This is a genomic window from Pseudonocardia sp. Ae505_Ps2 (assembly GCF_001932425.1).
In the GTDB taxonomy this organism is placed as follows: Bacteria; Actinomycetota; Actinomycetes; order Mycobacteriales; family Pseudonocardiaceae; genus Pseudonocardia.
In genome coordinates, this window is sequence record NZ_MCIP01000001.1 from 5,433,069 (window position 1) to 5,459,043 (window position 25,975).

20 protein-coding genes are annotated in these 25,975 nt (G+C 73.7%); 11 read left to right on the plus strand and 9 right to left on the minus strand.

Annotated features, from left to right (window positions below):
- The first annotated feature begins 424 nt into the window (after window positions 1-424).
- Entirely contained in the window at window positions 425-4,993 is a 4,569-nt protein-coding gene (gene gltB / locus Ae505Ps2_RS25290; protein ID WP_170917087.1) for a glutamate synthase large subunit, read from the plus strand.
- On the plus strand, window positions 4,986-6,437 hold the full coding sequence (locus Ae505Ps2_RS25295; protein ID WP_020624139.1) for a glutamate synthase subunit beta: 1,452 nt from the start codon (window positions 4,986-4,988) through the stop codon (window positions 6,435-6,437). The genes gltB and Ae505Ps2_RS25295 overlap by 8 nt, the downstream gene beginning before the upstream one ends.
- A gap of 94 nt (window positions 6,438-6,531) precedes the next feature.
- Here the strand turns inward: Ae505Ps2_RS25295 and Ae505Ps2_RS25300 are convergent, their stop codons facing one another.
- Window positions 6,532-6,786: a hypothetical protein gene (locus tag Ae505Ps2_RS25300; protein ID WP_020624140.1), complete on the minus strand. Its 255-nt coding sequence runs from the start codon at window positions 6,784-6,786 to the stop codon at window positions 6,532-6,534.
- Window positions 6,787-7,170: 384 nt separating this feature from the next.
- Here Ae505Ps2_RS25300 and Ae505Ps2_RS25305 point away from each other — a divergent pair, with 384 nt between their 5' ends.
- Entirely contained in the window at window positions 7,171-7,569 is a 399-nt protein-coding gene (locus Ae505Ps2_RS25305) for a DoxX family protein (RefSeq protein WP_075311274.1), read from the plus strand.
- Between the two features lie 102 nt (window positions 7,570-7,671).
- On the plus strand, window positions 7,672-8,568 hold the full coding sequence (locus Ae505Ps2_RS32785) for a DUF2188 domain-containing protein (protein WP_020624142.1): 897 nt from the start codon (window positions 7,672-7,674) through the stop codon (window positions 8,566-8,568).
- Between the two features lie 63 nt (window positions 8,569-8,631).
- Here the strand turns inward: Ae505Ps2_RS32785 and Ae505Ps2_RS25315 are convergent, their stop codons facing one another.
- Window positions 8,632-9,792: a PIN domain-containing protein gene (locus Ae505Ps2_RS25315; protein ID WP_020624143.1), complete on the minus strand. Its 1,161-nt coding sequence runs from the start codon at window positions 9,790-9,792 to the stop codon at window positions 8,632-8,634.
- 54 nt (window positions 9,793-9,846) lie between these two features.
- Between Ae505Ps2_RS25315 and Ae505Ps2_RS25320 the strand changes: the two genes are divergently transcribed.
- Both Ae505Ps2_RS25320 and Ae505Ps2_RS25325 read left to right on the plus strand, forming a co-directional pair.
- On the plus strand, window positions 9,847-10,419 hold the full coding sequence (locus tag Ae505Ps2_RS25320; protein WP_043278606.1) for a maleylpyruvate isomerase N-terminal domain-containing protein: 573 nt from the start codon (window positions 9,847-9,849) through the stop codon (window positions 10,417-10,419).
- A gap of 213 nt (window positions 10,420-10,632) precedes the next feature.
- A complete protein-coding gene (locus Ae505Ps2_RS25325) occupies window positions 10,633-11,757 on the plus strand; it encodes an alpha/beta hydrolase-fold protein (protein ID WP_075554052.1) in 1,125 nt (374 codons plus the stop codon).
- A gap of 7 nt (window positions 11,758-11,764) precedes the next feature.
- On the opposite strand, the gene modA is transcribed toward Ae505Ps2_RS25325, so the two are convergent.
- Window positions 11,765-12,562, minus strand: coding sequence for a molybdate ABC transporter substrate-binding protein (gene modA / locus Ae505Ps2_RS25330; RefSeq protein WP_075313024.1), 798 nt, complete (start codon window positions 12,560-12,562; stop codon window positions 11,765-11,767).
- Between the two features lie 352 nt (window positions 12,563-12,914).
- Here modA and Ae505Ps2_RS25335 point away from each other — a divergent pair, with 352 nt between their 5' ends.
- Window positions 12,915-14,066 (plus strand): hypothetical protein, encoded by a 1,152-nt coding sequence (locus Ae505Ps2_RS25335; protein WP_075311272.1) that lies wholly within the window; start codon window positions 12,915-12,917, stop codon window positions 14,064-14,066.
- A 28-nt stretch (window positions 14,067-14,094) separates the two neighbouring features.
- On the opposite strand, the gene Ae505Ps2_RS34320 is transcribed toward Ae505Ps2_RS25335, so the two are convergent.
- The 3 genes from Ae505Ps2_RS34320 to Ae505Ps2_RS25350 form a co-directional block, all read right to left on the minus strand.
- Window positions 14,095-15,351, minus strand: a complete 1,257-nt coding sequence (locus Ae505Ps2_RS34320; protein ID WP_075311271.1) for a RecX family transcriptional regulator — start codon at window positions 15,349-15,351, stop codon at window positions 14,095-14,097.
- Window positions 15,352-15,353: 2 nt separating this feature from the next.
- Window positions 15,354-16,406, minus strand: a complete 1,053-nt coding sequence (gene recA, locus Ae505Ps2_RS25345; protein ID WP_020624149.1) for a recombinase RecA — start codon at window positions 16,404-16,406, stop codon at window positions 15,354-15,356.
- A gap of 259 nt (window positions 16,407-16,665) precedes the next feature.
- The gene (locus Ae505Ps2_RS25350) at window positions 16,666-16,860 is read right to left on the minus strand and encodes a DUF3046 domain-containing protein (RefSeq protein WP_043278601.1); all 195 of its coding nucleotides are present in this window, start codon (window positions 16,858-16,860) and stop codon (window positions 16,666-16,668) included.
- Between the two features lie 77 nt (window positions 16,861-16,937).
- On the opposite strand from Ae505Ps2_RS25350, the gene Ae505Ps2_RS32170 reads away from it, so the two are divergent.
- Window positions 16,938-17,099, plus strand: a complete 162-nt coding sequence (locus Ae505Ps2_RS32170) for a hypothetical protein (protein ID WP_020624151.1) — start codon at window positions 16,938-16,940, stop codon at window positions 17,097-17,099.
- Window positions 17,100-17,108: 9 nt separating this feature from the next.
- Here the strand turns inward: Ae505Ps2_RS32170 and Ae505Ps2_RS32175 are convergent, their stop codons facing one another.
- Window positions 17,109-17,276: a hypothetical protein gene (locus Ae505Ps2_RS32175; protein WP_158071465.1), complete on the minus strand. Its 168-nt coding sequence runs from the start codon at window positions 17,274-17,276 to the stop codon at window positions 17,109-17,111.
- Between the two features lie 169 nt (window positions 17,277-17,445).
- Between Ae505Ps2_RS32175 and Ae505Ps2_RS25355 the strand changes: the two genes are divergently transcribed.
- Window positions 17,446-17,967 (plus strand): hypothetical protein, encoded by a 522-nt coding sequence (locus Ae505Ps2_RS25355; protein WP_075311270.1) that lies wholly within the window; start codon window positions 17,446-17,448, stop codon window positions 17,965-17,967.
- A gap of 71 nt (window positions 17,968-18,038) precedes the next feature.
- Window positions 18,039-23,159, plus strand: coding sequence for an ATP-dependent helicase (locus Ae505Ps2_RS25360; protein WP_084786430.1), 5,121 nt, complete (start codon window positions 18,039-18,041; stop codon window positions 23,157-23,159).
- Between the two features lie 23 nt (window positions 23,160-23,182).
- Here Ae505Ps2_RS25360 and Ae505Ps2_RS25370 read toward each other — a convergent pair whose 3' ends face one another.
- Complete coding sequence (locus Ae505Ps2_RS25370; RefSeq protein ID WP_075554053.1) at window positions 23,183-23,974, minus strand: carbon-nitrogen hydrolase family protein; 792 nt, start codon at window positions 23,972-23,974, stop codon at window positions 23,183-23,185.
- Window positions 23,975-24,010: 36 nt separating this feature from the next.
- Here Ae505Ps2_RS25370 and Ae505Ps2_RS25375 point away from each other — a divergent pair, with 36 nt between their 5' ends.
- Window positions 24,011-24,652 (plus strand): GntR family transcriptional regulator, encoded by a 642-nt coding sequence (locus Ae505Ps2_RS25375; protein ID WP_020622813.1) that lies wholly within the window; start codon window positions 24,011-24,013, stop codon window positions 24,650-24,652.
- Here the strand turns inward: Ae505Ps2_RS25375 and Ae505Ps2_RS25380 are convergent.
- Window positions 24,642-25,967: an MFS transporter gene (locus Ae505Ps2_RS25380; RefSeq protein WP_075554054.1), complete on the minus strand. Its 1,326-nt coding sequence runs from the start codon at window positions 25,965-25,967 to the stop codon at window positions 24,642-24,644. The genes Ae505Ps2_RS25375 and Ae505Ps2_RS25380 overlap by 11 nt on opposite strands.
- Window positions 25,968-25,975: the final 8 nt, after the last annotated feature.

Below are 25,975 nucleotides of genomic sequence, written 5' to 3' on the forward strand. Positions count from 1 at the left end.
GCACTTCCCGACGGATGGTCACGCTCGGCTCACCGTCCGGACACGGGACGGCAACGTTGACCTGCTCGCATGGTCAGCGATCCACATCACGGGACAGGTGGGCCGCTCTCAGTAGCGCACCACGGTTGCGACGTGCGACTCTGTGCACTCGCCAGACCGCACTCGCCGGGGTGTGCGGTCGAACCGTGCCGCAGGAACGGCCGGGTACTGGAAGTCAGCGCCCGGCCGCTCGGCGTGCCCGGAGGAAGATTCCGTCCGCCGGTCACCCACCCGGCGGCACGGTGCACCTGAACGGCCCTCGTCGCACGTCCCACTCGGGCTGCGCGCTGTACTCTGAGAACCCTTTTCGGACCGCAGCGAGCTTGCCTGTCCGGGTCGTCCGATGCGGGTGGCTCCAGGTGCACCGAGACGACAGGAGGAGCAGTTGGCCGCGATCAGTGACCAGACGCGTCGCCCCTCGCCCGGTGGGCTCTACGCCGCCGATCACGAGCACGACGCCTGCGGTGTGGCCATGTTGGCCGACGTCACCGGCAAGCGCAGCCACGCCATCGTGCAGAAGGCCATCGAGGCCCTGCTGCGACTGGAGCACCGCGGTGCACGTGGCGCCGAGTACAACACCGGTGACGGTGCCGGGATCCTGATCCAGGTCCCGGACGCGTTCTACCGCGAGGTCACCGACTTCGACCTGCCCGCGGAGGGCGCCTACGCCACCGGCATCGCGATGCTGCCGCGTGACGAGGCCGAGGCCGCCGCGGCGATCGAGCGGATCGACGCGCTCGCCGCCGAGGAGGACCTCACGGTCCTCGGGTGGCGCGAGCTCCCGACCGACCCCGACGCCGCGGACCTGGGCTCCATCGCCCGGAACGCCATGCCGGGCTTCCGGCAGCTGTTCGTCGGTGGCGTGGAGCTGACCGGGGACGCCCCGGAGAGCGCGCCCGCCGGCATCGACCTGGAGCGCCGCGCGTTCTGCTTCCGGAAGCGGGTCGAGCACGACACCGAGACCTACTTCCCGTCGCTGTCGCCGCGCACCGTCATCTACAAGGGCATGCTCGCCGAGCCGCAGGTCGCGGCGTTCTACCCCGACCTGAACGACGAGCGCGTGACCTCCGCGCTGGCGATCGTGCACTCGCGCTTCTCGACGAACACGTTCCCGGCGTGGCCGCTGGCGCACCCGTTCCGCTACGTGGCGCACAACGGTGAGATCAACACGCTGCGCGGCAACCGGAACTGGATGGCGGCCCGCGAGTCGCTGCTGGAGTCCGCGAACCTGCCCGGCGACCTGTCGCGGCTGACCCCGATCGTCACCCCGGACGCGTCGGACTCGGCCACCTTCGACGAGGTCCTGGAGCTGCTGCACCTGTCCGGTCGCAGCCTGCCGCACGCGGTGCTGATGATGATCCCGGAGGCCTGGGAGCACAACACCGAGCTGGACCCCGCCCGGCGGGCGTTCTACGAGTACCACTCCACCCTGATGGAGCCGTGGGACGGACCGGCCCTGGTGGCGTTCACCGACGGCACCCGGATCGGTGCGGTCCTCGACCGCAACGGCCTGCGCCCGGCCCGCTACTGGGTCACCGAGGACGGCCTGGTCGTGCTCGCCTCCGAGGTCGGCGTGCTGGACGTCGCGCCCGACAAGGTCGTCCGCAAGGGCCGCCTCGAGCCGGGCCGGATGTTCCTCATCGACACCGAGCTCGGCAAGATCGTCGACGACGACGAGGTGAAGGGCGCGCTGGCGGCCGAGCACCCGTACGCCGACTGGCTGCACGCCGGCCTGATCCGGCTCGACGAGCTGCCCGCCCGTACCCGCGAGACCCCGACCCACGAGACGCTCAACCTGCGCCAGCAGGCCCTCGGCTACACCGAGGAGGAGCTCAACGTCCTGCTCCGCCCGATGGCGGTGTCCGGGGCCGAGCCGATCGGCTCGATGGGCAACGACGCGCCGCTCGCCGCGATCGCCGAGCGCCCGCGCCAGCTCTACGACTACTTCATCCAGCTGTTCGCCCAGGTCACCAACCCGCCGCTGGACGCGATCCGCGAGGAGCTCGTCACCTCGCTGTTCAGCCAGCTCGGGCCGGAGCAGAACCTGCTCGACGCGACGCCGGCGCACTGTCGGACCATCGTCGTGCCGTTCCCGGTGCTGACCAACGACGACCTGGCGAAGATCGTCCACATCAACGACGACGGGGAGTTCCCCGGCTTCGCCTCGCACGTCGTCCGCGGCACCTTCACCGCCCGCGACGGCGGCAAGGGCATGCTCTCGCGGCTGGCCGAGATCAAGCAGGAGGTGTCCCGCGCGATCGAGAACGGGGCCCGCCTGATCGTGCTGTCCCAGCGCGGGGTGGACGCCGAGCACGCGCCGATCCCGTCGCTGCTGCTCACCGGCACCGTGCACCACCACCTGGTCCGGGAGCGCTCGCGTACCCGGGTCGGGCTGGTCGTGGAGTCCGCGGACGCCCGCGAGGTCCACCACATCGCGCTGCTGCTGGGCTACGGCGCCTCCGCGGTGAACCCGTACCTGGCGATGGCCACGGTCGAGGACCTCGCCGAGCGCGGCGACATCCCCGGCGTCGACGGCCCGACCGCGGCGAAGAACCTGGTCAAGGCGCTCGGCAAGGGTGTCCGCAAGACCATGTCGAAGATGGGCGTCTCGACGGTCGCGTCCTACACCGGTGCGCAGATCTTCGAGGCCGTCGGCCTGGGCTCCGAGGTCATCGACGCGGCCTTCCGCGGCACCGCGTCGCGGATCGGCGGCGTCGGCTTCGACGTCCTCGCCGAGGAGGTCCTGGCCCACCACCGGCGCGCCTACCCCGCCGACGACGTCCGTGCCTCGCACCGGGCGCTGCCGGTCGGCGGCGAGTACCAGTGGCGCCGCGAGGGCGAGCTGCACCTGTTCAACCCGCAGACCGTCTTCAAGCTGCAGCACTCCACCCGGGCCGGGAAGTACGAGGTCTTCAAGGAGTACACGAAGGCCGTCGACGACCAGGCGAAGCGGCTGATGACGCTGCGCGGCCTGTTCCGCTTCAAGGACGGGCGCGAGCCCGTGTCGATCGACGAGGTCGAGTCGATCGAGTCGATCATGACCCGGTTCGCGACCGGCGCGATCTCCTACGGCTCGATCTCCCAGGAGATGCACGAGACCCTGGCGATCGCGATGAACCGCATCGGCGGCCGGTCCAACACCGGTGAGGGCGGCGAGGACCCGGACCGCTTCACCCCGGACCCCAACGGCGACTCGCGGCGCAGTGCGGTCAAGCAGGCGGCGTCCGGCCGGTTCGGCGTCACCTCCGAGTACCTGGTCAACGCCGACGACATCCAGATCAAGATCGCCCAGGGCGCCAAGCCCGGTGAGGGCGGTCAGCTGCCCGGCAGCAAGGTCTACCCGTGGATCGCGACCACTCGGTACTCGACGCCGGGCGTCGGCCTCATCTCGCCGCCGCCGCACCACGACATCTACTCGATCGAGGACATCAAGCAGCTCATCCACGACCTGAAGAACGCCAACCCGCGGGCCCGCATCCACGTGAAGCTGGTGTCCCAGGTCGGCGTCGGGACCGTGGCGGCCGGTGTGTCCAAGGCGCACTCCGACGTCGTGCTGATCTCGGGCCACGACGGCGGCACCGGCGCCTCGCCGCTGTCCTCGATCAAGCACGCCGGCGGCCCCTGGGAGCTCGGCCTGGCCGAGACCCAGCAGACGCTGATGGCCAACGGGCTGCGCGACCGGATCACGGTGCAGGCCGACGGCCAGCTCAAGACCGGCCGTGACGTCGTCATCGCGGCGCTGCTCGGCGCCGAGGAGTACGGCTTCGCGACCGCCCCGCTGGTCGTGTCGGGCTGCATCATGATGCGCGTCTGTCACCTCGACACCTGTCCGGTCGGCGTCGCGACGCAGAACCCGGAGCTGCGCAAGAAGTTCAACGGCAAGGCCGAGTACGTCGTGAACTTCATGCGGTTCGTCGCGCAGGAGGTTCGCGAGATCCTCGCCGAGCTGGGCTTCCGCTCGCTCGACGAGGCGATCGGCCGGGCCGACGTGCTCGACGTCGACACCGCGGCCCAGCACTGGAAGTCCAAGCACCTGGACCTCTCGCCGATCTTCAAGATCGCCGACGTGCCGGACGACGCGCCGCGCAAGCGGACCCGCGAGCAGGACCACGGCCTGGACAAGGCGCTGGACAACACCATGATCCAGCTGGCCGAGGGCGCACTGCGCAACGGCGACCGGGTCCGGCTGGACCTGCCGGTGCGCAACGTCAACCGCACCGTCGGCACGATGCTCGGGTCCGAGCTGACCCGGGCACACGGCGGCAAGGGCCTGCCCGACGACACGATCGACATCACGCTGACCGGCTCGGCCGGCCAGAGCTTCGGTGCGTTCGTGCCCAAGGGCATCACGCTGCGGCTGGTGGGCGACACCAACGACTACTTCGGCAAGGGGCTGTCCGGTGGCCGGCTGACCCTGCGGCCGGACCCGTCGTCGCCGTTCCCCGCCGAGGAGAACGTCATCGCCGGCAACGTGATCGGCTACGGCGCGACCTCGGGCGAGATGTTCATCCGCGGTGTCGTCGGCGAGCGGTTCTGCGTCCGGAACTCGGGTGCGGTGGCCGTCGTCGAGGGCGTCGGTGACCACGGCTGCGAGTACATGACCGGTGGCCGGGTCGTCGTCCTCGGGCGGACCGGGCGGAACTTCGCCGCCGGCATGTCCGGTGGCGTCGCCTACCTGCTCGACGTCGACCGCAACCGGGTCAACCCGGAGATGGTCGACCTCGACCCGCTCGCGGACGAGGACCGGTCGATCGTGCACGACCTCGTCGAGCGGCACCACGCCGAGACCGGCTCCGCGGTGGCGCACGCGCTGCTCACCGACTGGGACAACGCGGTCGAGCGGTTCGGCAAGGTCATGCCCAAGGACTACAAGCGCGTGCTGCTCGCGACGGAGAACGCCGAGCGCGAGGGCCGCGATGTCAACCAGGCGATCATGGAGGCTGCTCATGGGTGACCCCAAGGGCTTCATGACCACTCCCCGGCAGACGCCGACCCGGCGGCCGGTGGACCTGCGGCTGATGGACTGGCGCGAGGTCTACGAGGACTTCCCGAAGCAGACCCTCGAGAAGCAGGCCGGGCGCTGCATGAACTGCGGCATCCCGTTCTGTCACCAGGGCTGTCCGCTGGGGAACCTCATCCCCGAGTGGAACGACCTGGTCTACCGCCGGGACTGGCGCGAGGCGATCGAGCGGCTGCACGCCACGAACAACTTCCCGGAGTTCACCGGGACGCTGTGCCCCGCCCCGTGCGAGGCGGCGTGCGTGCTCGCCATCAACGACGACGCGGTCACGATCAAGCAGGTCGAGATCGAGATCATCGACAAGGCGTGGGACGAGGGCTGGGTGCCCCCGATGGTCCCGGAGGTGAAGACCGGGAAGAAGGTCGCCGTCGTCGGGTCCGGGCCGGCCGGGCTGGCCGCCGCCCAGCAGCTGACCCGGGTCGGGCACGACGTCGTCGTGTTCGAGCGGGCCGACCGCATCGGCGGGCTGCTGCGCTACGGCATCCCCGAGTTCAAGATGGAGAAGGCGCGCCTGGACCGGCGCCTGGAGCAGATGGTCGCCGAGGGCACCCACTTCCGGGCCTCGGTCGACGTCGGCACCGACATCACCGTCGAGCAGCTGCGCGCCGACTTCGACGCGGTCGTCCTCGCCGGCGGCGCGACGGCGTGGCGCGACCTGCCCGCCGAGGGCCGCGACGCCGAGGGCGTCTACCAGGCGATGGAGTTCCTGCCGTGGGCCAACCACGTGCAGCAGGGCGACCTCGACGCACCGCCCATCTCCGCCGAGGGCAAGGACGTCGTGATCATCGGCGGCGGTGACACCGGCGCCGACTGCCTGGGCACCTCGCACCGTCAGGGTGCGCGCTCGGTGACCCAGCTGGAGATCATGCCGACCCCGCCGGAGCACCGCACCGAGAACATGCCGTGGCCGACCTACCCCATGGTCTACCGCGTCTCCTCGGCCCACGAGGAGGGCGGCGAGCGGCTGTTCTCGGTCAACACGACCGAGTTCGTGAAGGACGCCGACGGCAAGCTCGCCGGCATCCGGATCGTCGAGGTGAAGCGCGGGGAGTCCGGCTTCGAGCCCGTCGAGGGCACCGAGCGGGAGCTCCCGGCGCAGCTGGTGCTGCTCGCGATGGGCTTCGTCGGCCCGGAGAAGGGCGCCCTGCTGAACGACCTCCAGGTCGACCTCGACGAGCGCGGCAACGTCGCCCGCGACGAGCGCTACATGTCCTCGGTCGACGGCGTGTTCGTCGCCGGTGACATCGGCCGCGGCCAGTCGCTGATCGTGTGGGCCATCGCCGAGGGCCGCTCCGCGGCAGCGGGTGTGGACGAGTGGCTCACCGGCCGCTCCGTCCTGCCCCGCCCGATCAACCCGGGTGACCGGCAGATCGCCTGACGTCGTACGCACCCCGAGGGGCCCGGCCGCACCGGCCGGGCCCCTCGCGTGTGTCCGGGTGTATGTCGGGGCGTCCGTCCGGATGTCCGTCCGGTCAGTCCATGCGGATCAGCTCGAAGGCGTCGTCGCCGATCCAGATCCGCACGCCCTCGGCGTCGTCGGAGATGTAGCCGTCCTCCTCCTCGCCGAGCTCGCGGATCGCGCCGAGCGCGAGCCGGTCGAACTCGACGACGCCGTCGCCCACGTCGACCGGCCGGTACTCCCGGGCCAGCAACGCGGTGCGGCACTCCGTCGCCAGCCACGCCGCGTTCTCCGTACCGACCTCGACCCGCCACCGCTCATCACGCATGTGACCAGTATGGCCTGCGTCACTCCGTCCGTCGCCGGTCTTCTACCGGCGGTCGTGACGCACTGCTCCTCATCGGACGCCCACCGCGAGCTGCTCCCGCCCGTCGCGGGCGCGGCGCCGCTCACGGTGGCGGGCAAGACAAGGACCACTGCACCCACAACCCGACGGCAGGTCGGGCGTTGAACCCCGTGACCGGCATCTGCAGAACCGGGAGCCCCTGTCGATGCCGGGCACCATCGGGTCATCGGGTACCGCGGCCACGCGCCGCGGGCCCGATGCCCGGTGGTGTAGTCCCCGCCCGCGCGACCGATGAGATCGCCGGGGCCCGCCGGTCATAGGTGGTGAGCGCCCCGGAGCCGCCGGGGCCGTGCTCACGGAGGCACCATGACCACCCCCTCCCCCACCCGCCGCATGCCGGTCGCCGCGCACCGCGCACTGTGGGTGCTCCAGATCCTGCTCGGACTGTTCTTCGTCCTGGCCTCTGCCCTGCCGAAGTTCTGGGGCGACCCGTTCGCCGTCGCGATCTTCGACGGGATCGGCCTCGGCCAGTGGCTGCGCTACGTCGTCGCCTTCCTCGAACTGGCCGGCGGGATCGGGCTGTGCATCCCGCGCCTCGCCGCCCCGGCCGCCACCGGGCTCGTCCTGCTGATGATCGGTGCGGCGCTCACCCAAGCCTTCGTCCTGCACGGCGGGGTACTCGTCGTCACGCCCCTCGTCCTCGGCGCCCTGGCTGCCGTGATCGCGGTCACGCGACGGAACGAGACGCTCACCACGCATCGCTGACCTGCGTTTACGCTCAGCGATCGTCGGGCATGCCCAACGGGAGAAGACCGTTCCGGATACCCCGGTTCGCCCAGTCAGTCCCGTACAGGGGAGGAACCCGCCATGGCCGACCGCCACGTCAAGCCGGTCGACGACGGCTGGACCGTCGAGAAGGAAGACGCCCGACGCCCGAGTGCCCGTACGAGCACCCAGGCCGAGGCCATCACCCGGGCGGTGGAGATCATCGCCAACGACGGCGGCGGCAACCTCGTCGTCCACGGTACCGACGGCTCGGTGCGCGAGCGCCGCTCCATCGAGCCCGACGCCGACGCCGGCACCGCCACGAAAGCCGCCGCGGGCGCCACCGCCGCCGCGGTCAAGGACACCGCGTCGAAGGCCGCGGACACGACCGGGAAGGCCGCCGACTCGATCGGCTCCGACACCCGGACGACCGCCAAGAAGGTCGCCGGCGAGACCGGTGACGGCGTTTCGAAGGCCGCCGACGCAGTCAAGGAGGGCGCCGACACGGTGGCCGCCGAGGCGCGCAAGGTCAACACGAACGGCAAGGCCCCGAAGAACGCCGGCAAGGCCGCGGCCCGGGCGGCCAAGGCCACCGGTGAGCAGCTCGCCGGCACCGCCGAGCGGACCGGCAAGCAGGTCGCCGGCGAGGCCCGGGCGTCCGCGGAGCGATCCGCCGAGACCGTCAAGGCCGTCGCCGACCAGGGCGCCGAGTCCGCGGTGCGCACCGCGGACCGGGCCGCACGGGTGAGCGCTCGCGTCGAGGACGACCTCGACGACCAGGGGGCCCGCCTGGCCCGCAGGCTGTACGAGAACGGTGAGCGTGCCGCCTCGCAGCTCGACGACTTCGCCCTGCGCGTCTACAAGCCGCTGAACCCGATCCGGTTCACCAGCCGCGTCGCCGCCGGGGCGGTCGCCACCGCGTTCGGCGTGACCGGTGCGGTCACCGCGCGCGCGGGCAAGCTGTTCCAGCGCGGGACCCACAAGGCCACCGGCCGCTGAGTCCCCGCAGTACCACGACGGTGCCCCCGCCGACCTCGTCGGCGGGGGCACCGTCGTGTGTGGTCAGGACGTCGGGCGCAGCACGTAGTCGCCGGTGTCGTCGCTCCACTCCATCTCGATGAGATCCCGGGCGCGGGCCGCCTTCGCGAAGGACAGGAAGCTGCCGAAGCCGTAGCGCTTCTCGGAGAAGTCCGGCACCCGCTTCCGGAGCTGGTTCTTCAGCCCGGACAGCTGCGGCGGGTCCCCGGCCGCGGCGATCTCCCGCACCACGTCGACGAGCAGCGCGAACGCGTCGTGGTCGGCGTCCGGGTCGTCGGGCAGCGCCACCTCGGGGTCGCCCTGCGCCGCACCGGTGGTCAGCGTGACCGCGCCGCGGTCCTGCAGGTGGCGCAGCAGCTCGCCGAAGCCGCGGAACCCGTGGTCGGACTCGTCGAAGGTCGGGTCCTTGCGCAGGATCGCGCGCTTGAGCCGGGACGCCAGGACCGGACCGTCGGCCTGGCGGGTCAGCCCGCCGAGGGTGCTGACGACGAGGCCCGCGAGGTCGCGCTCCTCGGCCCCGGTGGTGGCGGTGTCGTCGCTGCCGTCGGAGAAGGTGACGTCGAACGGGTCCGGCGGGACGACCGGAACCGGTTCCGGCTCCGGGGTCGCGACCGGGGCGGGCGTCGGGACCGGTCCCGCGGCCGGAGCCGGTGCGGGGCGGGGGCTCCCCCGGCGACGACGCGGCGGCGCGGGCGCCTGGGTCGGCTCGACACCGGGGAGCCGGTCGTAGAACAGGAACTCGTCGCAGGCGGGCGGCAGCAGCGCCGAGGTCGAGGACTGCACGCCGATCCCGATGACGCGCTTGTCCAGCTCACGCAGCTTGTGCATGAGCGGGGTGAAGTCGGAGTCGCCGGTGCCGATGGCGAAGGTGGTGATGAACCCCCGCTCGTAGGCGAGCTCTATCGCGTCGACGGCGAGCTTGATGTCCGCCGCGTTCTTGCGGGAGCCGCCGATCCGCTGCGGGATCTCGATGAGCTCGACCTGGGCGCGGGCCATCAGGCGGCGGTCCTCGTCGAAGGAGGACCAGTCGGCGTAGGCGCGGCGGACGACGACCCGCCCGCGCTCGGCGAGCGCGTCGGCCACCGGGCCGAAGTCGAACGGCACGACCCCGAGCCCGTCGCGGGCGCCGATCGCGAGGTTCTCGTAGTCGAGCAGCAGTGCGATGCGTTCGTCCTCGTGGGCCACCGCGGAATCCTAATGCGCTGGCCCGGGCGGCCGCCCGCAGGGCACGCTGCACCGATGCGCGCGGAGGACGTCGAGGACGCGGTGGCGGTCCTGGTCCGGGCCCTGGAGCCGGTGCCCGACGACGGCTGGTCCGCCCCGGCCGGACCGCTGGAGTGGTCGTGCCGGGACACCGCGGTGCACGTCGCGGACGACCTGTTCGGCTACGCGGCCCAGGTGGCGCTCGCCCCCTCCGACCGCTACCCGCCGTTCGAGATCGTGGTGCCCGAGGGCGTCGGCACCGCCGGGCTGCTGCAGGTCGTCGCGACGGGCGGGGCGATGCTCGCCGCGGCCGTCCGGACCGCGCCGCCGGGGGTGCGCGGCTGGCACCCGTTCGGCGACGCGGACGCGGCCGGGTTCGCGGCGATGGGCGTCGTCGAGGTCCTGGTGCACACCCACGACATCACCCGCACGACCGCCCCGGGGTGGACGCTGCCCCCGGAGCCGTGCCGGGACGTGCTCGCCCGGCTGTGGCCCGGCGTCGACGCGGGCGACGACCCGGCCGGGGCGCTGCTCCACCACACCGGCCGGGCGTCGTGGCGCGGTGTGCCCGCCCCCGTCCGGTGGCGCTGGCACGGCGCGCCGCGCTGAGGGCGGTCGGTTCCCGCCCGGCCCCTCACCGGCTGCTCTGCCCACCGGCCGGCCTCTCACCGGCTGCCCTGTGATCGTCGACGCCACGTCCGCGGCGACCGGACCGGCATCACCCGTCGGGACGGTGAACTCAGCGGATCCTCACCGGGTTCTCACCCGGGCCTCACGGCGGCACGGGATGATCTCGCGGGCACGACACGAGGAGAACCGTCCATGGACGCCGGCACCACCGGGATCGACGCGGTCCCGATCACCACGTGGCCGTTCGTGACGGGGTTCGTCCTCGCCGGAGTGGTGGTCCTCGTGCTGGTCGTCCTGGGGGTGCGGCGGGCCGGGCGGTCCCGGCACCGGTCGCTGCGGATCCTCGCCCGGCTGGGCGCGACGGGCGTCGTCGCGGTGGTGCTGCTGGCGAACACCCTGGTCGGGGTGAACGCCGCGCTGGACTACCTCCGGACCGTCGGTGACGTGGCCGGGACCGGACCGGCCGAGGGGATCGGGGTCGCGCAGCTGCTGCTGAGCCGGAAGGTCCCGGCGACCGGTCAGGTCGTGGAGGTCCCCATCCCGGGGACGGCGTCGCACTTCGCGGCCCGGCCCGCGGTCGTGTGGGTGCCGCCCGCCTGGTACCAGCGACCCCGGCCGCAGCTGCCGGTGATCGTGCTGCTGCACGGGACCCCCGGACGTCCGGTGGACTGGGTGGGCTCCGGGGGCGCCGCCGACGTCGCCGATGCCTGGGCCGCCCAGCACCACGGGGTCGCGCCGATCCTGGTGATGCCCGACGTCAACGGCACCTACACCGCGGACTCCGAGTGCGTCGACTCCCCGACCGCGAAGGTCGAGACCTACCTGACCCGCGACGTGCCGCGGGTGGTGAGCAGGCTGTTCGGGACCCGGCCACCGGGACCGGCGTGGGCGGTCGCGGGACTGTCCGAGGGCGGCAGCTGCGCGGTGATACTGGCACTGCGCCACCCCACGGTCTTCGCCACGTTCGGCGACTACGCCGGGCTGCTCGGCCCTCGGGTCGGGGATTCCAACGGCGGGGTCCCGGACACCGTCGCCGAGCTGTTCGGCGGGTCGCAGGCCGCGTTCGCCGCGCACGACCCGGCGACGCTGCTGGCCGCGAACCGCGCCCCCGGGATCGCCGGCTGGTTCGAGGCGGGCGACGCCGACACCGACCCGGCCGCCGCCGCACGCACCCTGTCGGCGGTGGCGACCCGGGCCGGTGTGGAGAACCGGCTGGTGATCGTGCCCGGGGGTGGGCACGACTTCGACCTGTTCTCCCAGGCGCTGGCGGACTCCTACCCCTGGCTCGTGGGACGGGTGTCGGTCCCCGCGCCCTGACCCGGGGTCACGGGGCGCCGAAGCCGGCCGCCCCGAGGACCTGACGGCCCTCGTCGCCGTTCACGAACTGCACCCACTTCTGCGCCAGCTCGGCGTTCCTCGTGTTCTTCAGGACGACGATCGGGTACTCGTTGACCGCCTGCGACGCCTGCGGGATGTCGACCCCCTGCGCCTGCCCGCCGGACGCGGTGACGTCGGTCCGGTAGACGAGCCCGGCGTCGGCGTTGCCGGTGGTGACCTTCTGCAGCACCGACTTGACGTCCTGCTCCTCGGAGACCGGCCTGATGTCCACGCCGGCGGCCTGCTCGACCTTCTCCGTCGCCGAGCCGCACGGCACCTGCGGGGCGCAGACCACCGTCCGCAGGTCCGGCTTCGTCAGGTCCTGCAGCGACGCGATCCGCTTCGGGTTCTGCGGCGCGACCGCGATCTGCAGGGTGTTGGTGGCGAAGACCTCGGGCTGCCCCTGGGCGTTGCCCGCGTCGGTCACCTTGGTCATGTTGTTCTGGTCGGCCGAGGCGAACACGTCGGCCGGGGCGCCCTGGTTGATCTGCTGGGCCAGGGCCGAGGACCCGGCGAAGTTGAACACCACGTCGGTGCCGGGGTTGGCGGCCTCGAACTTCTTCTCCAGGTCACCGAAGGTGCCGGTCAGCGACGCCGCGGCGAACACCGTCAGCGTGCCGCCCTGCGCCTGCCCGCTCGGCTGGGCGGCGGTCCCGCCGTCACCGTCTCCCCCGCCGCAGCCCGCCACTGCGAACAGCGCCGTCACCGCCAGCGCGGCCCCGGCCACTCGTCCTCGGATCCTCACGAACACCCTCCCGGGATCGACACCTCGCGCCGTTCATGGATCACGAACTGCGGCTCGGCGGGCATCTTATGCACGCAATCGCCCACTGCACACCACCGATCGGCACGCAGGGCCGGTTCTCCGCGCCGTGGCCCGGTCGCCGACTCTCAGTGATCGCTCAGCGTTCTCTGGGGTTGCTCTGCGCAACGACCGGAAGGCTCCACCGCGGCGGCGGATCATGCCGCCACGACGCAGGAGGACGACGGCGCATGGTGCTGGAGACGCTGGTCCCGCCGGGGGCCGTGGCCCCGGGTACGACGGCGGGGGCCACCGGCGGGCGGGACGGGGCCACCCCGGATCCGGCGGTGCGGCGATGAGCGCGGTCGAGACCACCGTCGAGATCGCTCCGGCGTCGGGGCCCTCGCGGCGACGCCGGCGTCGGCGCCGGGCGGGCGCGGCCCTGGCGGTGCTCGTGGTGCTGCTCGGCGGCGCGGGGGCCGGGATCGGCGCGGTGACCCTGGCCGCGCCCCCCGGGACCGGTCCGATCGAGGCGACCGCCGAGTGGGCCCGCGACCACGGGCTGAACTGGCTGGTGACCGGTCTGGAAAAGCTCCAGTACGCCGCGGACGCGCCGTCCGAGGGCGGTACCCCGGCCGGTGGGATCCCGCGGGCTCCGGGTGCGCTGCCCGACCCGGCGACGACACCGCCGCTCGCCCCGGTCGCGGCCGGTGCTCCGCTGCCCGGGGAGGGCGTGTGGCAGACCGTGGTCGCCGACCACGGGCGGCCCGCGGTGCAGGTGACCACCCTGCGGGTCGACGACACCCACACCTCCTACCTCGCCGGGGTGCTGCGGATGGATCCCGCGCTGGTGCGGGGCACCCTGCATCCGGGCGTCGGCGAGCCGGCCGGGCACTGGCGTGCGTCGACGTCGCTGGCCGGACGGGCCGGTGACGGGGTGGCGGTGGCGTTCAACGGCGGGTTCAAGCTGTCCGACCCCAGTCACAACGGCTACTACGCCGAGGGCCGTACGGTCGCGCCGCTGCTGCCCGGCAAGGCCAGCCTGGTCCTGCACACCGACGGCCGGGCCGACGTCGGGGCCTGGGGTACCGAGGTCGGGATGGGACCGGACGTCGCGAGCGTGCGGCAGAACCTGCTCCCGCTCGTCGACGACGGCGCGGTGAACCCGACGTGCGCCACGGGCGGCACCGCGGAGTGGGGCAGCACGATCGGACAGAACGCGTTCGTCCACCGTTCCGGGTTCGGCGTGACCGCCGACGGCACCGAGGTCTACGTCGCCGGGCCGGCCCTGTCGGTGTGCACGCTGGGCAGGCTGCTCGCCGACGCGGGGGTGGTCCGCGGCATGGAGCTGGACATCAACCCGGCCTGGGTCAGCGGGACCTACTTCCACGACCGGCCCGGGCACGCCCCGCAGGGGTTCTCGCTGTTCCCGGCCGAGCAGGTGCCGCCGACCCACTACCTCACGCCGACGATGCGCGACTGGTTCGCCTGGTACCTGCGGTCGTGACCGGCCGGCGGGTCCCGCCGGGGACGGGTCAGTCCTCGGGCGGGGCCTCACCCAGCTCGTCGGCGTCCGCACCGGCGGCGGCGATCTCCTCCTTGACCACCCCGTAGGCGACCCCGGGGCCGTAGCCCTTGCGCGCGAGCATGCCGACCAGCTTGCGGGCACTGGACTGCCGCTCCTCGCGGCTCCCGACGGGCAGGCTCCGCAACCGCCGCACGACGAGCTCACGGGCCCGGTCACGTTCGGAGGCGTCGTCGATGCCGGTGAGTGCCTCGTCGGCGATCTCGCGGTCGACGCCCTTGCGGTGCAGCTCCATCGCGATCGCCCGCTTGCCGAGGCCGCGGTGACGGTGCCGGGACCGGACCCACTGTTCGGCGAAGGCCTGGTCGTCGACGAGGCCGACCTCGTCGAACCGCTCGAGGACGCGGTGCGCGACCTCGTCGGGGATCTCCTTGCGGCGCAGCGCGTCGCCGAGTTCCTTGACCGTGCGGGCGCGGTCGGTGAGCAGGCGCAGGCAGATGTCGCGGGCGCGGCTCTCCTGCTCCTGCGGTGTCTCGACGCGCGGGGTGCGCTCCTCGCTCCGGCGGCTCCCCCGGCCACGACCCTCGCCGCGACGACGGCCACGGGAGGCGGCGCCCGTCTTCTCGGTGCCCGTCGCTTCGGTGCCCGGCCCAGCAGGTCCGGTGCTCCGGGACAGGTCGGCCGCGGCGTGCGGAGTGGTCGTGGCCGCCGCGGTACCCGCACCGGTCACGGCCGCTGCGGTGGTCGGGCGCCGGCGGGGGGTCGCACGGTCGCGGCGGGCTCCGCCGCGGTGTGTGCCCCGTCCCGAGAGCTCCTCGAACGAGACCACGCGGGGCGCGCCGGATCCGTCGCCACCACCGTCCGTGCCGCTGCCCGCAGCGGGGCCGGGGGCGGGGTCGTCGAAGGTCAGCCTGCGGACCGGGGCGGGCTCCGCCACCCCGTCCGTCGCAGCGTCGGCCGCCGGATCCGTCGGCCGGGCCGCCGACGGGTCGGTGATCGTCGGGGGGGACCCGTCGGTGCCGCTGAGCGTCGCGAAGGAGACCTGGTGCGGACTCGTGTCCCACCCGGGGACGGACGAGGGCTCCGCAGCGGGCTCCCCCGGCTCGTCGCCGGTCGGATCGACGGTCCGGATCGCAGGCGGATCCGGTGCGTCGGCACCCGACGGGGTCACGCCGAACAGGTCGTCGAGCGGGACGGTGCGGGGCCCGGTCGGCTCCGCACCGTCCCGTCCGGACGTGCCTCCGGACCCGTCGTGGTCGCCGGTCACGCTCAGAAGTCGACCGGGGCCGGGAGGGGCTCGACCGGGCTGGTCTCCTCGGCGTCGACGACCGCGCCGATCCCCAGCTTCTCCTTGATGCGCTTCTCGACCTCGGCGGCGACGTCCGGGTTCTCCTTGAGGAACTTGCGGGCGTTCTCCTTGCCCTGCCCCATCTGGTCGCCCTCGTAGGTGTACCAGGCGCCGGACTTGCGGATGATCCCCTGCTCGACGCCCACGTCGATCAGCGAACCCTCCTTGGAGATGCCGACGCCGTAGAGCACGTCGAACTCCGCCTGCTTGAACGGCGGGGCCACCTTGTTCTTCACGACCTTGACCCTGGTCCGGCTGCCGACCATGTCGGTTCCGTCCTTCAGCGTCTCGATGCGGCGGATGTCCATGCGGACCGACGCGTAGAACTTCAGCGCCTTACCACCGGTCGTGGTCTCCGGGGACCCGAACATCACGCCGATCTTCTCGCGCAGCTGGTTGATGAAGATCGCCGTGGTGCCGGAGTTGCTGAGGGCACCGGTGATCTTCCGCAGCGCCTGGCTCATCAGCCGGGCCTGCAGACCGACGTGGCTGTCACCCATCTCGCCCTCGATCTCGGCACGCGGCACGAGCGCGGCCACCGAGTCGATGACGATGATGTCGAGCGCGCCGGAGCGGATCAGCATGTCCGCGATCTCCAGCGCCTGCTCACCGGTGTCCGGCTGGGAGACCAGCAGGTCGTCGGTGTCGACACCGAGCGCCTTGGCGTACTCCGGGTCGAGCGCGTGCTCGGCGTCGATGAACGCGGCGACACCGCCCGCGGCCTGCGCGCTCGCCACGCAGTGCAGCGCGACCGTGGTCTTACCGCTGGACTCCGGGCCGTAGATCTCGACGACCCGGCCGCGCGGGATGCCCCCGACGCCGAGCGCGACGTCGAGCGCGATGGAGCCCGTGGAGATGGCACTGATCGGGACGCGGGCCTGGTCGCCCAGGCGCATCACCGATCCCTTGCCGTGGTTCTTCTCGATCTGGGCGAGGGCGAGTTCGAGCGCCTTGCCGCGGTCCGGAGCGGACATCTCTTGACTCCTCGCTGGTGGTCGACGGTCGGGTCCTGCTGGTGTCTTTCGGGGAGGCACACCACAACGGTATGGGGTACCCCTGACAGTTTCGGGCCCGGATCGGCGCCTGTGGACAACTCGTCCGACACCACGCCGCAGGACCGGTACCGCAAGCCCTGCCGGAACCGTAGACGAACACGCGTTCGATCCGACACCGCGACACGCCGACCGGGCGCCCACGGGAGCCGAGCGGTCAGCACGACCGCCCGGAACGCCGCTACCGCCGTGCGGGTGGGACCTCGTAGGCCGCGCACACCGCGCGCCAGATCCGGCGCAGGTCGACGCCGGCCTCGATCGCCTGCTCGACGGTCCGGCCGCCGAGCTCGGAGAAGACGTGGTCGCGGGACAGCGACGCCGCCCGCACCGGCCCGAACTCGCCCTCCATCAGTTCCCGGAAGTGGCTCAGTCGCACGTCCGCGAGGGTAGACGGGTCACCCGTTCCGTGCGGCGTCCGCCCGATGACGCCCCGGAGCAGGTAGCCTGGGTGATATGTCCGAACTGCTCGCCACCGTCCCGGTCGACGTCGCCGACGAGGTCCTCGCGACGACCGGCATCGGCTCGCCACTGGCGTGGCAGATCGTGTCCCTGCTCGCGCTGCTGTCCGCACTGGTCGTGCTGGTGCGCTGGTGGCTCCACCAGCGCCGTCGCTGAGGGTCTCGCTCAGCCGGCCGCCGGGCGTCCCGCACCGGCCGAACGCACCGCCACCAGCAGGAACGGCACCGTCACCACGACCGCCACCGCGCCGAGCAGCGCGTAGGACGACACCGTCACGAGCACCCCGGCCACGATTCCGGCGGCGGCACCGGCCAGGTTCATCGCCACGTCCACCGAGCACCTGCACCATCGCGAGAACCGTCAGCAGCCGGGGCTGCGCGGGGTTCTGGGGCGGGGAGACGGCGTCGGGTGCGGCGGTCACGGACGGATGCTGCCGTGCGACGGCCGCCGTGCGCCAGGGCGTTACGCTCCGGCCCGGCCACACGAGCGGAGGACGGTGGACATGGCGGGGACGACCCCGAACGCACGCAGGTCGGCGGGCGCGGACGACGCGGAGCTGCGGAACGCCTACCGCATGGTGTCCGACGTGCTGGCCGGGGCGGTCCGCGAGACGCTCGCCGCGCCGGGGCCCGATCCGGCCCGGTTCGCCGTGCGCCGGCTGACCGCGGTCGACCGGGACGTGCCGCCGGACACCACGCCGCCCGGCTGGTCGCTGGCCTTCCTGGTGCTGGCCGACTGGTACGACGCCGCCCGCGCCGCGCTGGTCGACCACGACGACCGCTCCGAGCGGGCACTGGCCTGGATCGGGCAGAACCTGGGCCCGCGCTACGCGGCCCGGGCGCGCTACACCATCGCCCCGCTCGTCGACCCGGCCGACGCCCGCGAGACCTCGCACTACGTCGACGCCCTGGGCGTGGACTTCCTGGCGTCGATGGTCTGGACGGTCGCGGCGGTCGTCGCGGAGTTCCCGGCCGAGGACGCCGCGGAGGTCTGGCCCCGTACCAGGGCCGACGCCGCCCGCTGACCTCGCAGGTCACGCCCGGTCCGACGGGAGCTCGGCGGGTGCTCGGCGGGTGACTGTCGGACCCCACCCGCATGATGGTCGGCGTGACCGCACTCGAGGGCTTCTCCCCCGCCACCCGCCAGTGGTTCGAGGGGGCCTTCGCCGCGCCCACCGCGGCCCAGGAGGGCGCCTGGTCCGCGGCACAGGCCGGGCGCAACGCCCTCGTCGTCGCGCCGACCGGGTCCGGCAAGACCCTGGCCGCGTTCCTCTGGGCGCTCGACCGGCTCGCGGCGACGCCACCGCCCGCCGAACGCAAGCACCGCTGCCGGGTCCTCTACGTCTCCCCGCTCAAGGCCCTCGCCGTCGACGTGCAGCGCAACCTCCGCTCGCCGCTGACCGGCATCCGCCAGGCCGCGCAGCGGCTCGACGAGCCGGTGCCGGACATCACCGTCGGGATGCGCACCGGCGACACCCCGGCCGACGAGCGGCGCCAGTTCCAGCGCACCCCGCCGGACGTGCTGGTGACCACTCCGGAGTCGCTGTTCCTCCTGCTCACCTCGGCCGCGCGGGAGTCGCTGCGCGGGGTGACGACCGTGATCCTCGACGAGGTGCACGCCGTCGCCGGCACGAAGCGGGGGGCGCACCTGGCGGTGTCGCTGGAACGGCTCGAGGAGATCACCGAGGCCACCCCGCAGCGGATCGGGCTCTCGGCGACCGTGCGCCCGGTCGACGAGGTCTCGACGTTCCTGTCCGGTACGCGCCCGGTCGAGGTCGTGCAGCCCACGATCCCCAAGACGATCCGGGTCGAGGTCCAGGTCCCGGTGCCCGACCTGGCCGCGCTCGACGAGCGGCCCGCGCCGGGCAGCACCGACGAGGAGGTCGTCGGGTCCGCCGCGGGCACCGCACGCAGGCCCTCGATCTGGCCCGCCGTCGAGGAGCGGCTGCTCGGCCTGGTGCGCGAGCACCGGTCGACGATCGTGTTCTCCAACTCCCGCCGGCTCGCCGAGCGGCTGACCTCCCGGCTCAACGAGCTCGCCGCCGAGCAGGAGGCGGCCGCACTGGAGGAGACCGCACTGGAGGAGGCCGCCGACCTCGACACCGCGCCGGGCGCGTTCCCTGCCGAGGCGGTCGGGCAGTCCGGGGTGGGCGGCGGGGTCGCACCGACGGTCGCCAAGGCCCACCACGGCTCGATGTCGCGCGACCAGCGGACCCTGGTCGAGGAGGAGCTGAAGTCCGGCGTGCTGCCGTGCGTCGTTGCGACGTCCAGCCTGGAGCTGGGCATCGACATGGGCGCGGTCGACCTGGTCGTGCAGGTCGAGGCACCGCCGTCGGTCGCGTCCGGGCTGCAGCGGGTCGGGCGCGCCGGGCACCAGGTGGGCGCGGTGTCCGAGGGTGTCGTGTTCCCGAAGTACCGCGGGGACCTCGTGTCCTGCGCCGTCGTCGCCGAACGGATGACGACCGGGTCGATCGAGTCCACCCGCTATCCCCGGAACCCGCTCGACGTCCTGGCCCAGCAGATCGTCGCGATGGTCGCGATGGAGCCGTGGCAGCTGTCCGACCTGGCCGCGACGATCCGTCGGGCGGCCCCGTTCGCAGCACTGCCGGACTCCGCGCTGCACTCGGTGCTCGACATGCTGGCCGGGCGCTACCCGTCCGAGGAGTTCGGCGAGCTGCGCGCCCGCATCACCTGGGACCGGGTCACCGACGAGCTGCGCGGGCGCCCGGGCGCGCAGCGCCTGGCCGTCACCTCCGGCGGCACCATCCCCGACCGCGGCCTGTTCACCGTGATGACCCCGGGCGGCGCGGACGGCGCCGGGTCGCGGGTCGGTGAGCTCGACGAGGAGATGGTCTACGAGTCCCGCGTCGGGGACACGTTCCTGCTGGGGACCTCGTCGTGGCGGGTCGAGGACATCACCCACGACCGCGTGATCGTCACCCCGGCGCCGGGGGTGCCCGCCCGGATGCCGTTCTGGAAGGGCGAGTCGATCGGGCGGCCGCTGGAGCTGGGCCGGGCGGTCGGCGCGTTCGTGCGCGAGATGTCCGGGCTGGCCGACGCCGAGGCCCGCGAGCGCGCCACCGCGGCCGGGCTCGACGCGTGGGCCTGCGACAACCTGCTGTCCTATCTGCGCGAGCAGCGTGAGGCGACCCGGCACGTGCCGAGCGACCGCACGATCCTGGTGGAGCGGTTCCGCGACGAGCTGGGCGACTGGCGTCTCGTCGTGCACTCGCCGTTCGGTGCTCAGGTCAACGGGCCGTGGGCACTGGCGATCGCGGCCCGGATGCGGGAGCGACGCGGGGTCGAGGTGAGCGCGTCGGGCGCGGACGACGGGATCGTGCTGCGCCTGCCGGACGCGGTCGACGACAACGGCACCGAGGTCGTCCCGAACGCGGAGGACGTGCTGCTGGAACCGGGCGAGATCGAGCAGATCGTCGTCGCGGAGCTGGGGAACTCGGCGCTCTACGCCTCCCGGTTCCGGGAGTGCGCCGCGCGGGCGCTGCTGCTGCCCCGCCGCGACCCGCGCCGCCGCAGCCCGCTGTGGCAGCAGCGCCAGCGCTCGGCACAGCTGCTGGGCGTGGCGGGCAAGTTCGAGCAGTTCCCGATCACCCTGGAGGCGATGCGGGAGTGCGTGCAGGACGTCTACGACCTGCCCGGGCTCCGCGAGCTGATGGGCGACGTCGCCGCGCGCCGGGTCAAGGTCGTCGAGGTCGAGTCCGCGCAGCCGTCGCCGTTCGCGCGCAGCCTGCTGTTCGGCTACGTCGGGATGTTCCTCTACGAGGCCGACGCGCCGCTGGCCGAGCGGCGCGCGGCCGCCCTGTCGCTGGACTCGACACTGCTGGCGGAGCTGCTCGGCTCCGAGGCGATCCGGGAGCTGCTCGACCCGGAGATGCTGGCCGAGATCGAGGGGCAGCTGCAGCGCACCGACCCGGAGCGGCACGCCCGTGACGTGGAGGGTGCCGCGGACCTGCTCCGCTTCGTCGGTGACCTGTCCGAGGCCGACGCGCGGGCCCGCGGCGTCGACCCGGCGTGGCTGGAGCAGCTGGAGCGCGACCGCCGGGCGCTGCGGGTGCGGATCGCCGGTGAGGAGCGCTTCATCGCGATCGAGGACGCCGGGCGCATCCGGGACGCGCTGGGCACGGCGCTGCCGGTCGGGGTGCCGGAGGCCTTCACCGAGCCGGTGCCCGACCCGCTCGGGGACCTCGTGCTGCGCTGGGCACGTACGCACGGACCGTTCACCGCCGCCGAGCTCGCCCGTCGCTTCGGACTGGGAGTGGCCGTGGTCGCCGGGGTGCTGGAACGGCTCACCGGCACCGGGCGGCTGATGAAGGGCGAGCTGCGGCCGCAGGCCTCGGTGCCCGCCGGGTCCGGCGGTGAGCCGGAGTACTGCGACGCCGAGGTGCTGCGCCGGCTGCGGCGCGCGTCGCTTGCGAAGCTGCGCCACGAGGTCGAGCCCGTCGAGCAGCGGGCGCTGGGGCGGTTCCTGCCGCAGTGGCAGGGCGTGCAGGTGCGGTCGGGCTCCGAGCGGCGCGGCCGGGTGCGCCGTGCACCGGGCGCGGAGGACGTGCTCGGTGTGGTCGAGCAGCTCGCCGGGGCGCCGCTGCCGGCGAGCGCGGTCGAGTCGCTGGTGCTGCCCGCCCGGCTGCCGGGCTACACCCCCGCGCTGCTCGACGAGCTGACCGCCGCCGGTGAGGTGACCTGGGTCGGGTGCGGCGCGCTGTCCGGGCAGGACGGCTGGCTCGCGCTGGCCCCGGCCGACGTGGCGGACCTGCTGCTGCCCGCCCCGGACCTCGACACCGCGGGCACCCCGCTGCACACCGCGGTGCTGGCCGCGCTCGGGCTGACCGACCCGGCCGCGCTGACCGACCCGGGGGCGGCGCCCGATTCCGGGGGCGGTGCGTTGTTCTTCCGCGAGCTCGCGACCCGGGCCGGGGTCCTGCTGACCGAGCAGGGCGAGCCGGCCCCCTCCGACGACGACGTCGTCGCCGCCGTCGGGGACCTGGTCTGGGCGGGTGCGCTCACCAACGACACGCTCGGCCCGCTGCGGGCCCGGCTGTCCGGGGGCGGCTCACGACGGGGCGCCTCCGGGCGGCAGGGCGGGGCGCATCGCACGGCGCGGCGACCGGCCCGCGGACGCTACGCACAGCTGCGTGCGGGGCGGCCGTCGATGCCCAGCCGGACCGGGCCGCCGTCGGTCGGCGGGCGCTGGTCGGTGGCGGTGCCGCGCGAGCCCGACCCGACCCGCCGTGCGCACGCTGCGGCGGAGGCGTTCCTGGAGCGTCACGGCGTGCTGACCCGGGGCGCGCTGGGCACCGAGCGGGTCACGGGCGGGTTCGCCGCGGTCTACAAGGTGCTCCGGGCGATGGAGGAGTCCGGCCGGTGCCGACGCGGCTACATCGTCGAGGGGCTGGGCGCGGCGCAGTTCGCGGTACCGGGTGCGATCGACCGGGTCCGGGCCCTCGCCGGCACCTTCGACGCCCCCTCCACCTCCCCGCAGACCGGCCCGCGCCGCCTCGGCGCCGGTCCCGGGGCGGTCATCGCCGACCCCGCCGACCGTCCCGGCCCGTCCGTCCCCGACCCCGACGACCTCTCGGAGCCCGGCGGCCACGCCCCGCACGACGGCCATCCGGATCCCACCGGGTCCGCCGGTGACGCCGGGGACGGGGACCCGCTGCCTGGCGACCTCGTCGGTGACGCGTCCGGCTCCCCCGGGACCGACGACCCGTACGCAGGGGTGCCCGACGACCTGCGCGGCGGCCTGGGCGGGCTCGGCGGCGCGGGTCGCCACGCCGAGTTCGACGGGGGCGCCGGCCGCCGCCCGCAGGCGCCGCGGGAGGCGTGGCGCGACCTGTCCCGGGTGGTGCTCGCCGCCACCGACCCCGCCCAGCCCTACGGCGCCGCCCTGCCGTGGCCGGACACGACCGGCGAGACCCGGCACCGCCCCGGTCGCAAGGCAGGCGCCCTGGTCACCCTCGTCGACGGGGCGCCAGCGCTCTACGTCGAACGCGGCGGGAAGTCGCTGCTGTCGTTCACCGAGGACCGTGACGAGCTGCGCGCCGGGGCCGAGTCGCTCGCCGGGGCGGTGCACGAGGGCTGGCTGGGATCGCTCGCCGTCGAGCGCGCCGACGGACAGGACTCGCTGGCCTCGGCGCTGTCGGAGGTGCTCACCGAGGCCGGGTTCCGGGTGACGCCGAAGGGGCTGCGGCTGCGGGCCTGACCGGCGACACCGCGCACCCCGGGTCAGTACCGCCGGTTGGCCAGGACCGGGATCGCCCGGCGGGCCGCGGTGACCGCGTCGAGGTCCAGGTCCACCACCAGGGTCCCCGGTGCGGCGTCCAGCGCCGCGACGACCGAGCCGGTCGGGCCGGCGACCGTGCTCGCCCCGATCCCGGTCGGGGCGCCACCGGGGACCGGGCGCCCCGCCGCCTCCGGGTCCGCCTGGTCGCAGGCAGCCACGAAGGCCGTCGTGTCGAGGGCCCTGGCGCGCACCAGCAGCTCCCACTGCTCCCGCTTGCCCGGCCCCGCGCCCCAGGACGCGGGCACGAGGACGACCTGCGCACCGGCGTCGCCGAGGGTCTGGAACAGGCCCGCGAACCGCAGGTCGTAGCAGGTCGCGAGGCCGACCGTCACCCCGTCGACGGTGACCGTGACCGGCCGGTCCCCCGGGGCGACCGTGTCGGACTCGGCGAACCCGAACGCGTCGAACAGGTGGATCTTGTCGTAGTGCTCCTCGACGCCCGGGCCGGTGACGAGCAGGGTGTTGCGGACGCGGCCGTCGTCGGCGGGGGTGAACATCCCGGCGACCACGGTGACCCCCGCACCGGCGGCGATCTCGCGGACGCGGGACGCCCAGGGGCCGTCGAGGGGCTCGGCGACCGGGCCGAGCGGCACGCCGAAGCGGCACTGGGTGGCCTCGGGGAACACGACCAGCCGCGCGCCCCGGGCGGCCGCACCGGCGACGCCGTCGGCGACCAGGGTGAGGTTCTCCGCCGGGTCGGTGGTGGCGGCGATCGGGACGAGGGCGATCCGCATGGCGTCTCCTGGGGTGGTTCGGTGTATACGTGTCGTATGCCGACGTCACGGGAGTCCGGTCGCGACCGCGCGTTGCACTACCTGCGCGAGACCGTCCTGGTGGACCCGCGGGTGCAGGGCACGTTCCTCAACGAGAACGAGCTCGCCGGCCGGATCGGGGTGTCGCGAACCCCGGTCCGTGAGGCGTTGCTGCTGCTCGTGGCCGACGGCCTGGTCGAGATGCTGCCCGGTCGCGGCGCCTACGTGCCGCCGCTGACCGGCCGGCAGATCTCCGAGCTGATGGAGCTGCGCGGGGTCCTGGAGAAGCACGCGGCGCGCGCGGCGATGGGCGCCGACGGTGTGCCGTTCGAGGCGATGAACGCTGCCCTGGACCGGCAGCGCGAGCTCGCCGGTGCCGGCGGGGACCCGGCCGAGTTCATCGAGCTCGACATGGTCTTCCACCAGGCGCTCGTCGACGCCACCGGGAACGCGCTGCTCTCGCGGACCTACGCCGGGCTGCGGGTGCGCCAGCGCCGGGTGGGCGTGACCGCGCTGTTCCGGACCGAGGACCGGCGGCAGGCGGTCTGTGCCGAGCACGACCGGATCGTCGCGGCGCTGGCCGGCGACGACCCGGACGCGGCGGCGGAGGCGATCGACGAGCACCTGCAGCTCACCCTGCGCGTGCTGCTCAGGGCGTGAGGGCGAGGTAGGCCTCGTCCTCGTCGTGGTCCGGGTCGCGACCGATGACCAGCCCGACGACGGTCAGCGCGCAGGCGATGGCCAGGTAGGCCGCGACCGGCACCCAGTTCCCCGACCCGCCGGACAGCGCGGTGAACGCCAGCGGCGCGACGGCGCCCCCGACCACGCCGGCGATGGTGTAGGCCAGCGAGCTGCCGGTGTAGCGCAGCCGCGGTGAGAACTGCTCGGTGACGAACGCGGCCTGCGGCCCGTACATGAACGAGTGCAGGCCGAGCCCGACCACGATGCCGACGACGAGCAGCGCGAACGAGCCGCCCGCGATCATCGGGAAGAAGACGAACGGCCACACCGCTCCCCCGACCGCGGCGACGCCGTAGACCAGGCGCCGGTTGAACCGGTCGGTGAGCGCCCCGGCCAGCGGGATCGCGGGCAGCTGCAGCGCCGAGCCGATCAGGATCGCGCCGAGCACCTCCGACCGGGAGAATCCGAGGTGGGTGGTGGCGAAGGTCAGCACGAAGACGGTGAACAGGGCGTAGCTGACGTCCGGACCGATCCGGCTGAGGATCCCGGCGAGCAGCGGGCGGCGTTCGGCGGTGAACACCTCGCGCACCGGCGCCGACGGCCGGTCACCGGACTCGGCGATCGCGCGGAAGACCGGGGTGTCCTCCAGCTTGAGCCGGATCCACAGCCCGAACGCCACCAGCACCGCCGACAGCAGGAACGCCAGCCGCCAGCCCCAGTCCAGGAACTGCTGGTCGGTCAGCAGCAGGGTGAGCAGGGCCAGGACGCCGTTGGACAGCAGGTTCCCCGCGGGCGGCCCGACCTGGGCGGCCGAGGCCCAGAACCCGCGCCGGCGCGGCTCGCCGAACTCGCTGGAGAGCAGGACCGCGCCGCCCCACTCCCCGCCGACGCCGACGCCCTGGGCGAAGCGCAGCAGCACCAGCAGGATCGGTGCCGCGACGCCGATCGTGCCGTAGGTCGGCAGCAGCCCGATGAGGAACGTCGCGACGCCGATCAGCACGAGCGTGATGACCAGGACCTGCTTGCGGCCGATGACGTCGCCGAGCCTGCCGAACACGACACCGCCGAGCGGGCGCGAGACGTAGCCGACGGCGTAGGTGGAGAACGCGAGCAGCAGACCGGTCACCGGGTCCGCGGCCGGGAAGAACAGCACCGGGAACACCAGCGCGGCCGCCGCGGAGTAGACGGCGAAGTCGTACCACTCGAGCGAGGTGCCGGTGAGGCTCGCGACGAAGGCCTTGCGCAGGTCACGGCGGTCGACCGGTGGTGACGAGGAGGCGGAGGGCGAGGTCATCGCGGGCT

Coding starts and splice junctions, on each gene's coding strand:
- Ae505Ps2_RS32785 (WP_020624142.1), top strand. CDS start 7,672: ATGGCCGACCGCCACGTCAAGCCGGTCGACGACGGCTGGACCGTCGAG.
- Ae505Ps2_RS25300 (WP_020624140.1), bottom strand. CDS start 6,786: ATGCGTGATGAGCGGTGGCGGGTCGAGGTCGGTACGGAGAACGCGGCG.
- Ae505Ps2_RS32170 (WP_020624151.1), top strand. CDS start 16,938: ATGTCCGAACTGCTCGCCACCGTCCCGGTCGACGTCGCCGACGAGGTC.
- Ae505Ps2_RS25380 (WP_075554054.1), bottom strand. CDS start 25,967: ATGACCTCGCCCTCCGCCTCCTCGTCACCACCGGTCGACCGCCGTGAC.
- Ae505Ps2_RS25295 (WP_020624139.1), top strand. CDS start 4,986: ATGGGTGACCCCAAGGGCTTCATGACCACTCCCCGGCAGACGCCGACC.
- Ae505Ps2_RS25305 (WP_075311274.1), top strand. CDS start 7,171: ATGACCACCCCCTCCCCCACCCGCCGCATGCCGGTCGCCGCGCACCGC.
- Ae505Ps2_RS25320 (WP_043278606.1), top strand. CDS start 9,847: ATGCGCGCGGAGGACGTCGAGGACGCGGTGGCGGTCCTGGTCCGGGCC.
- recA (WP_020624149.1), bottom strand. CDS start 16,406: ATGTCCGCTCCGGACCGCGGCAAGGCGCTCGAACTCGCCCTCGCCCAG.
- Ae505Ps2_RS25370 (WP_075554053.1), bottom strand. CDS start 23,974: ATGCGGATCGCCCTCGTCCCGATCGCCGCCACCACCGACCCGGCGGAG.
- Ae505Ps2_RS25335 (WP_075311272.1), top strand. CDS start 12,915: ATGAGCGCGGTCGAGACCACCGTCGAGATCGCTCCGGCGTCGGGGCCC.
- Ae505Ps2_RS25325 (WP_075554052.1), top strand. CDS start 10,633: ATGGACGCCGGCACCACCGGGATCGACGCGGTCCCGATCACCACGTGG.
- Ae505Ps2_RS25360 (WP_084786430.1), top strand. CDS start 18,039: ATGATGGTCGGCGTGACCGCACTCGAGGGCTTCTCCCCCGCCACCCGC.
- Ae505Ps2_RS25375 (WP_020622813.1), top strand. CDS start 24,011: ATGCCGACGTCACGGGAGTCCGGTCGCGACCGCGCGTTGCACTACCTG.
- Ae505Ps2_RS25355 (WP_075311270.1), top strand. CDS start 17,446: ATGGCGGGGACGACCCCGAACGCACGCAGGTCGGCGGGCGCGGACGAC.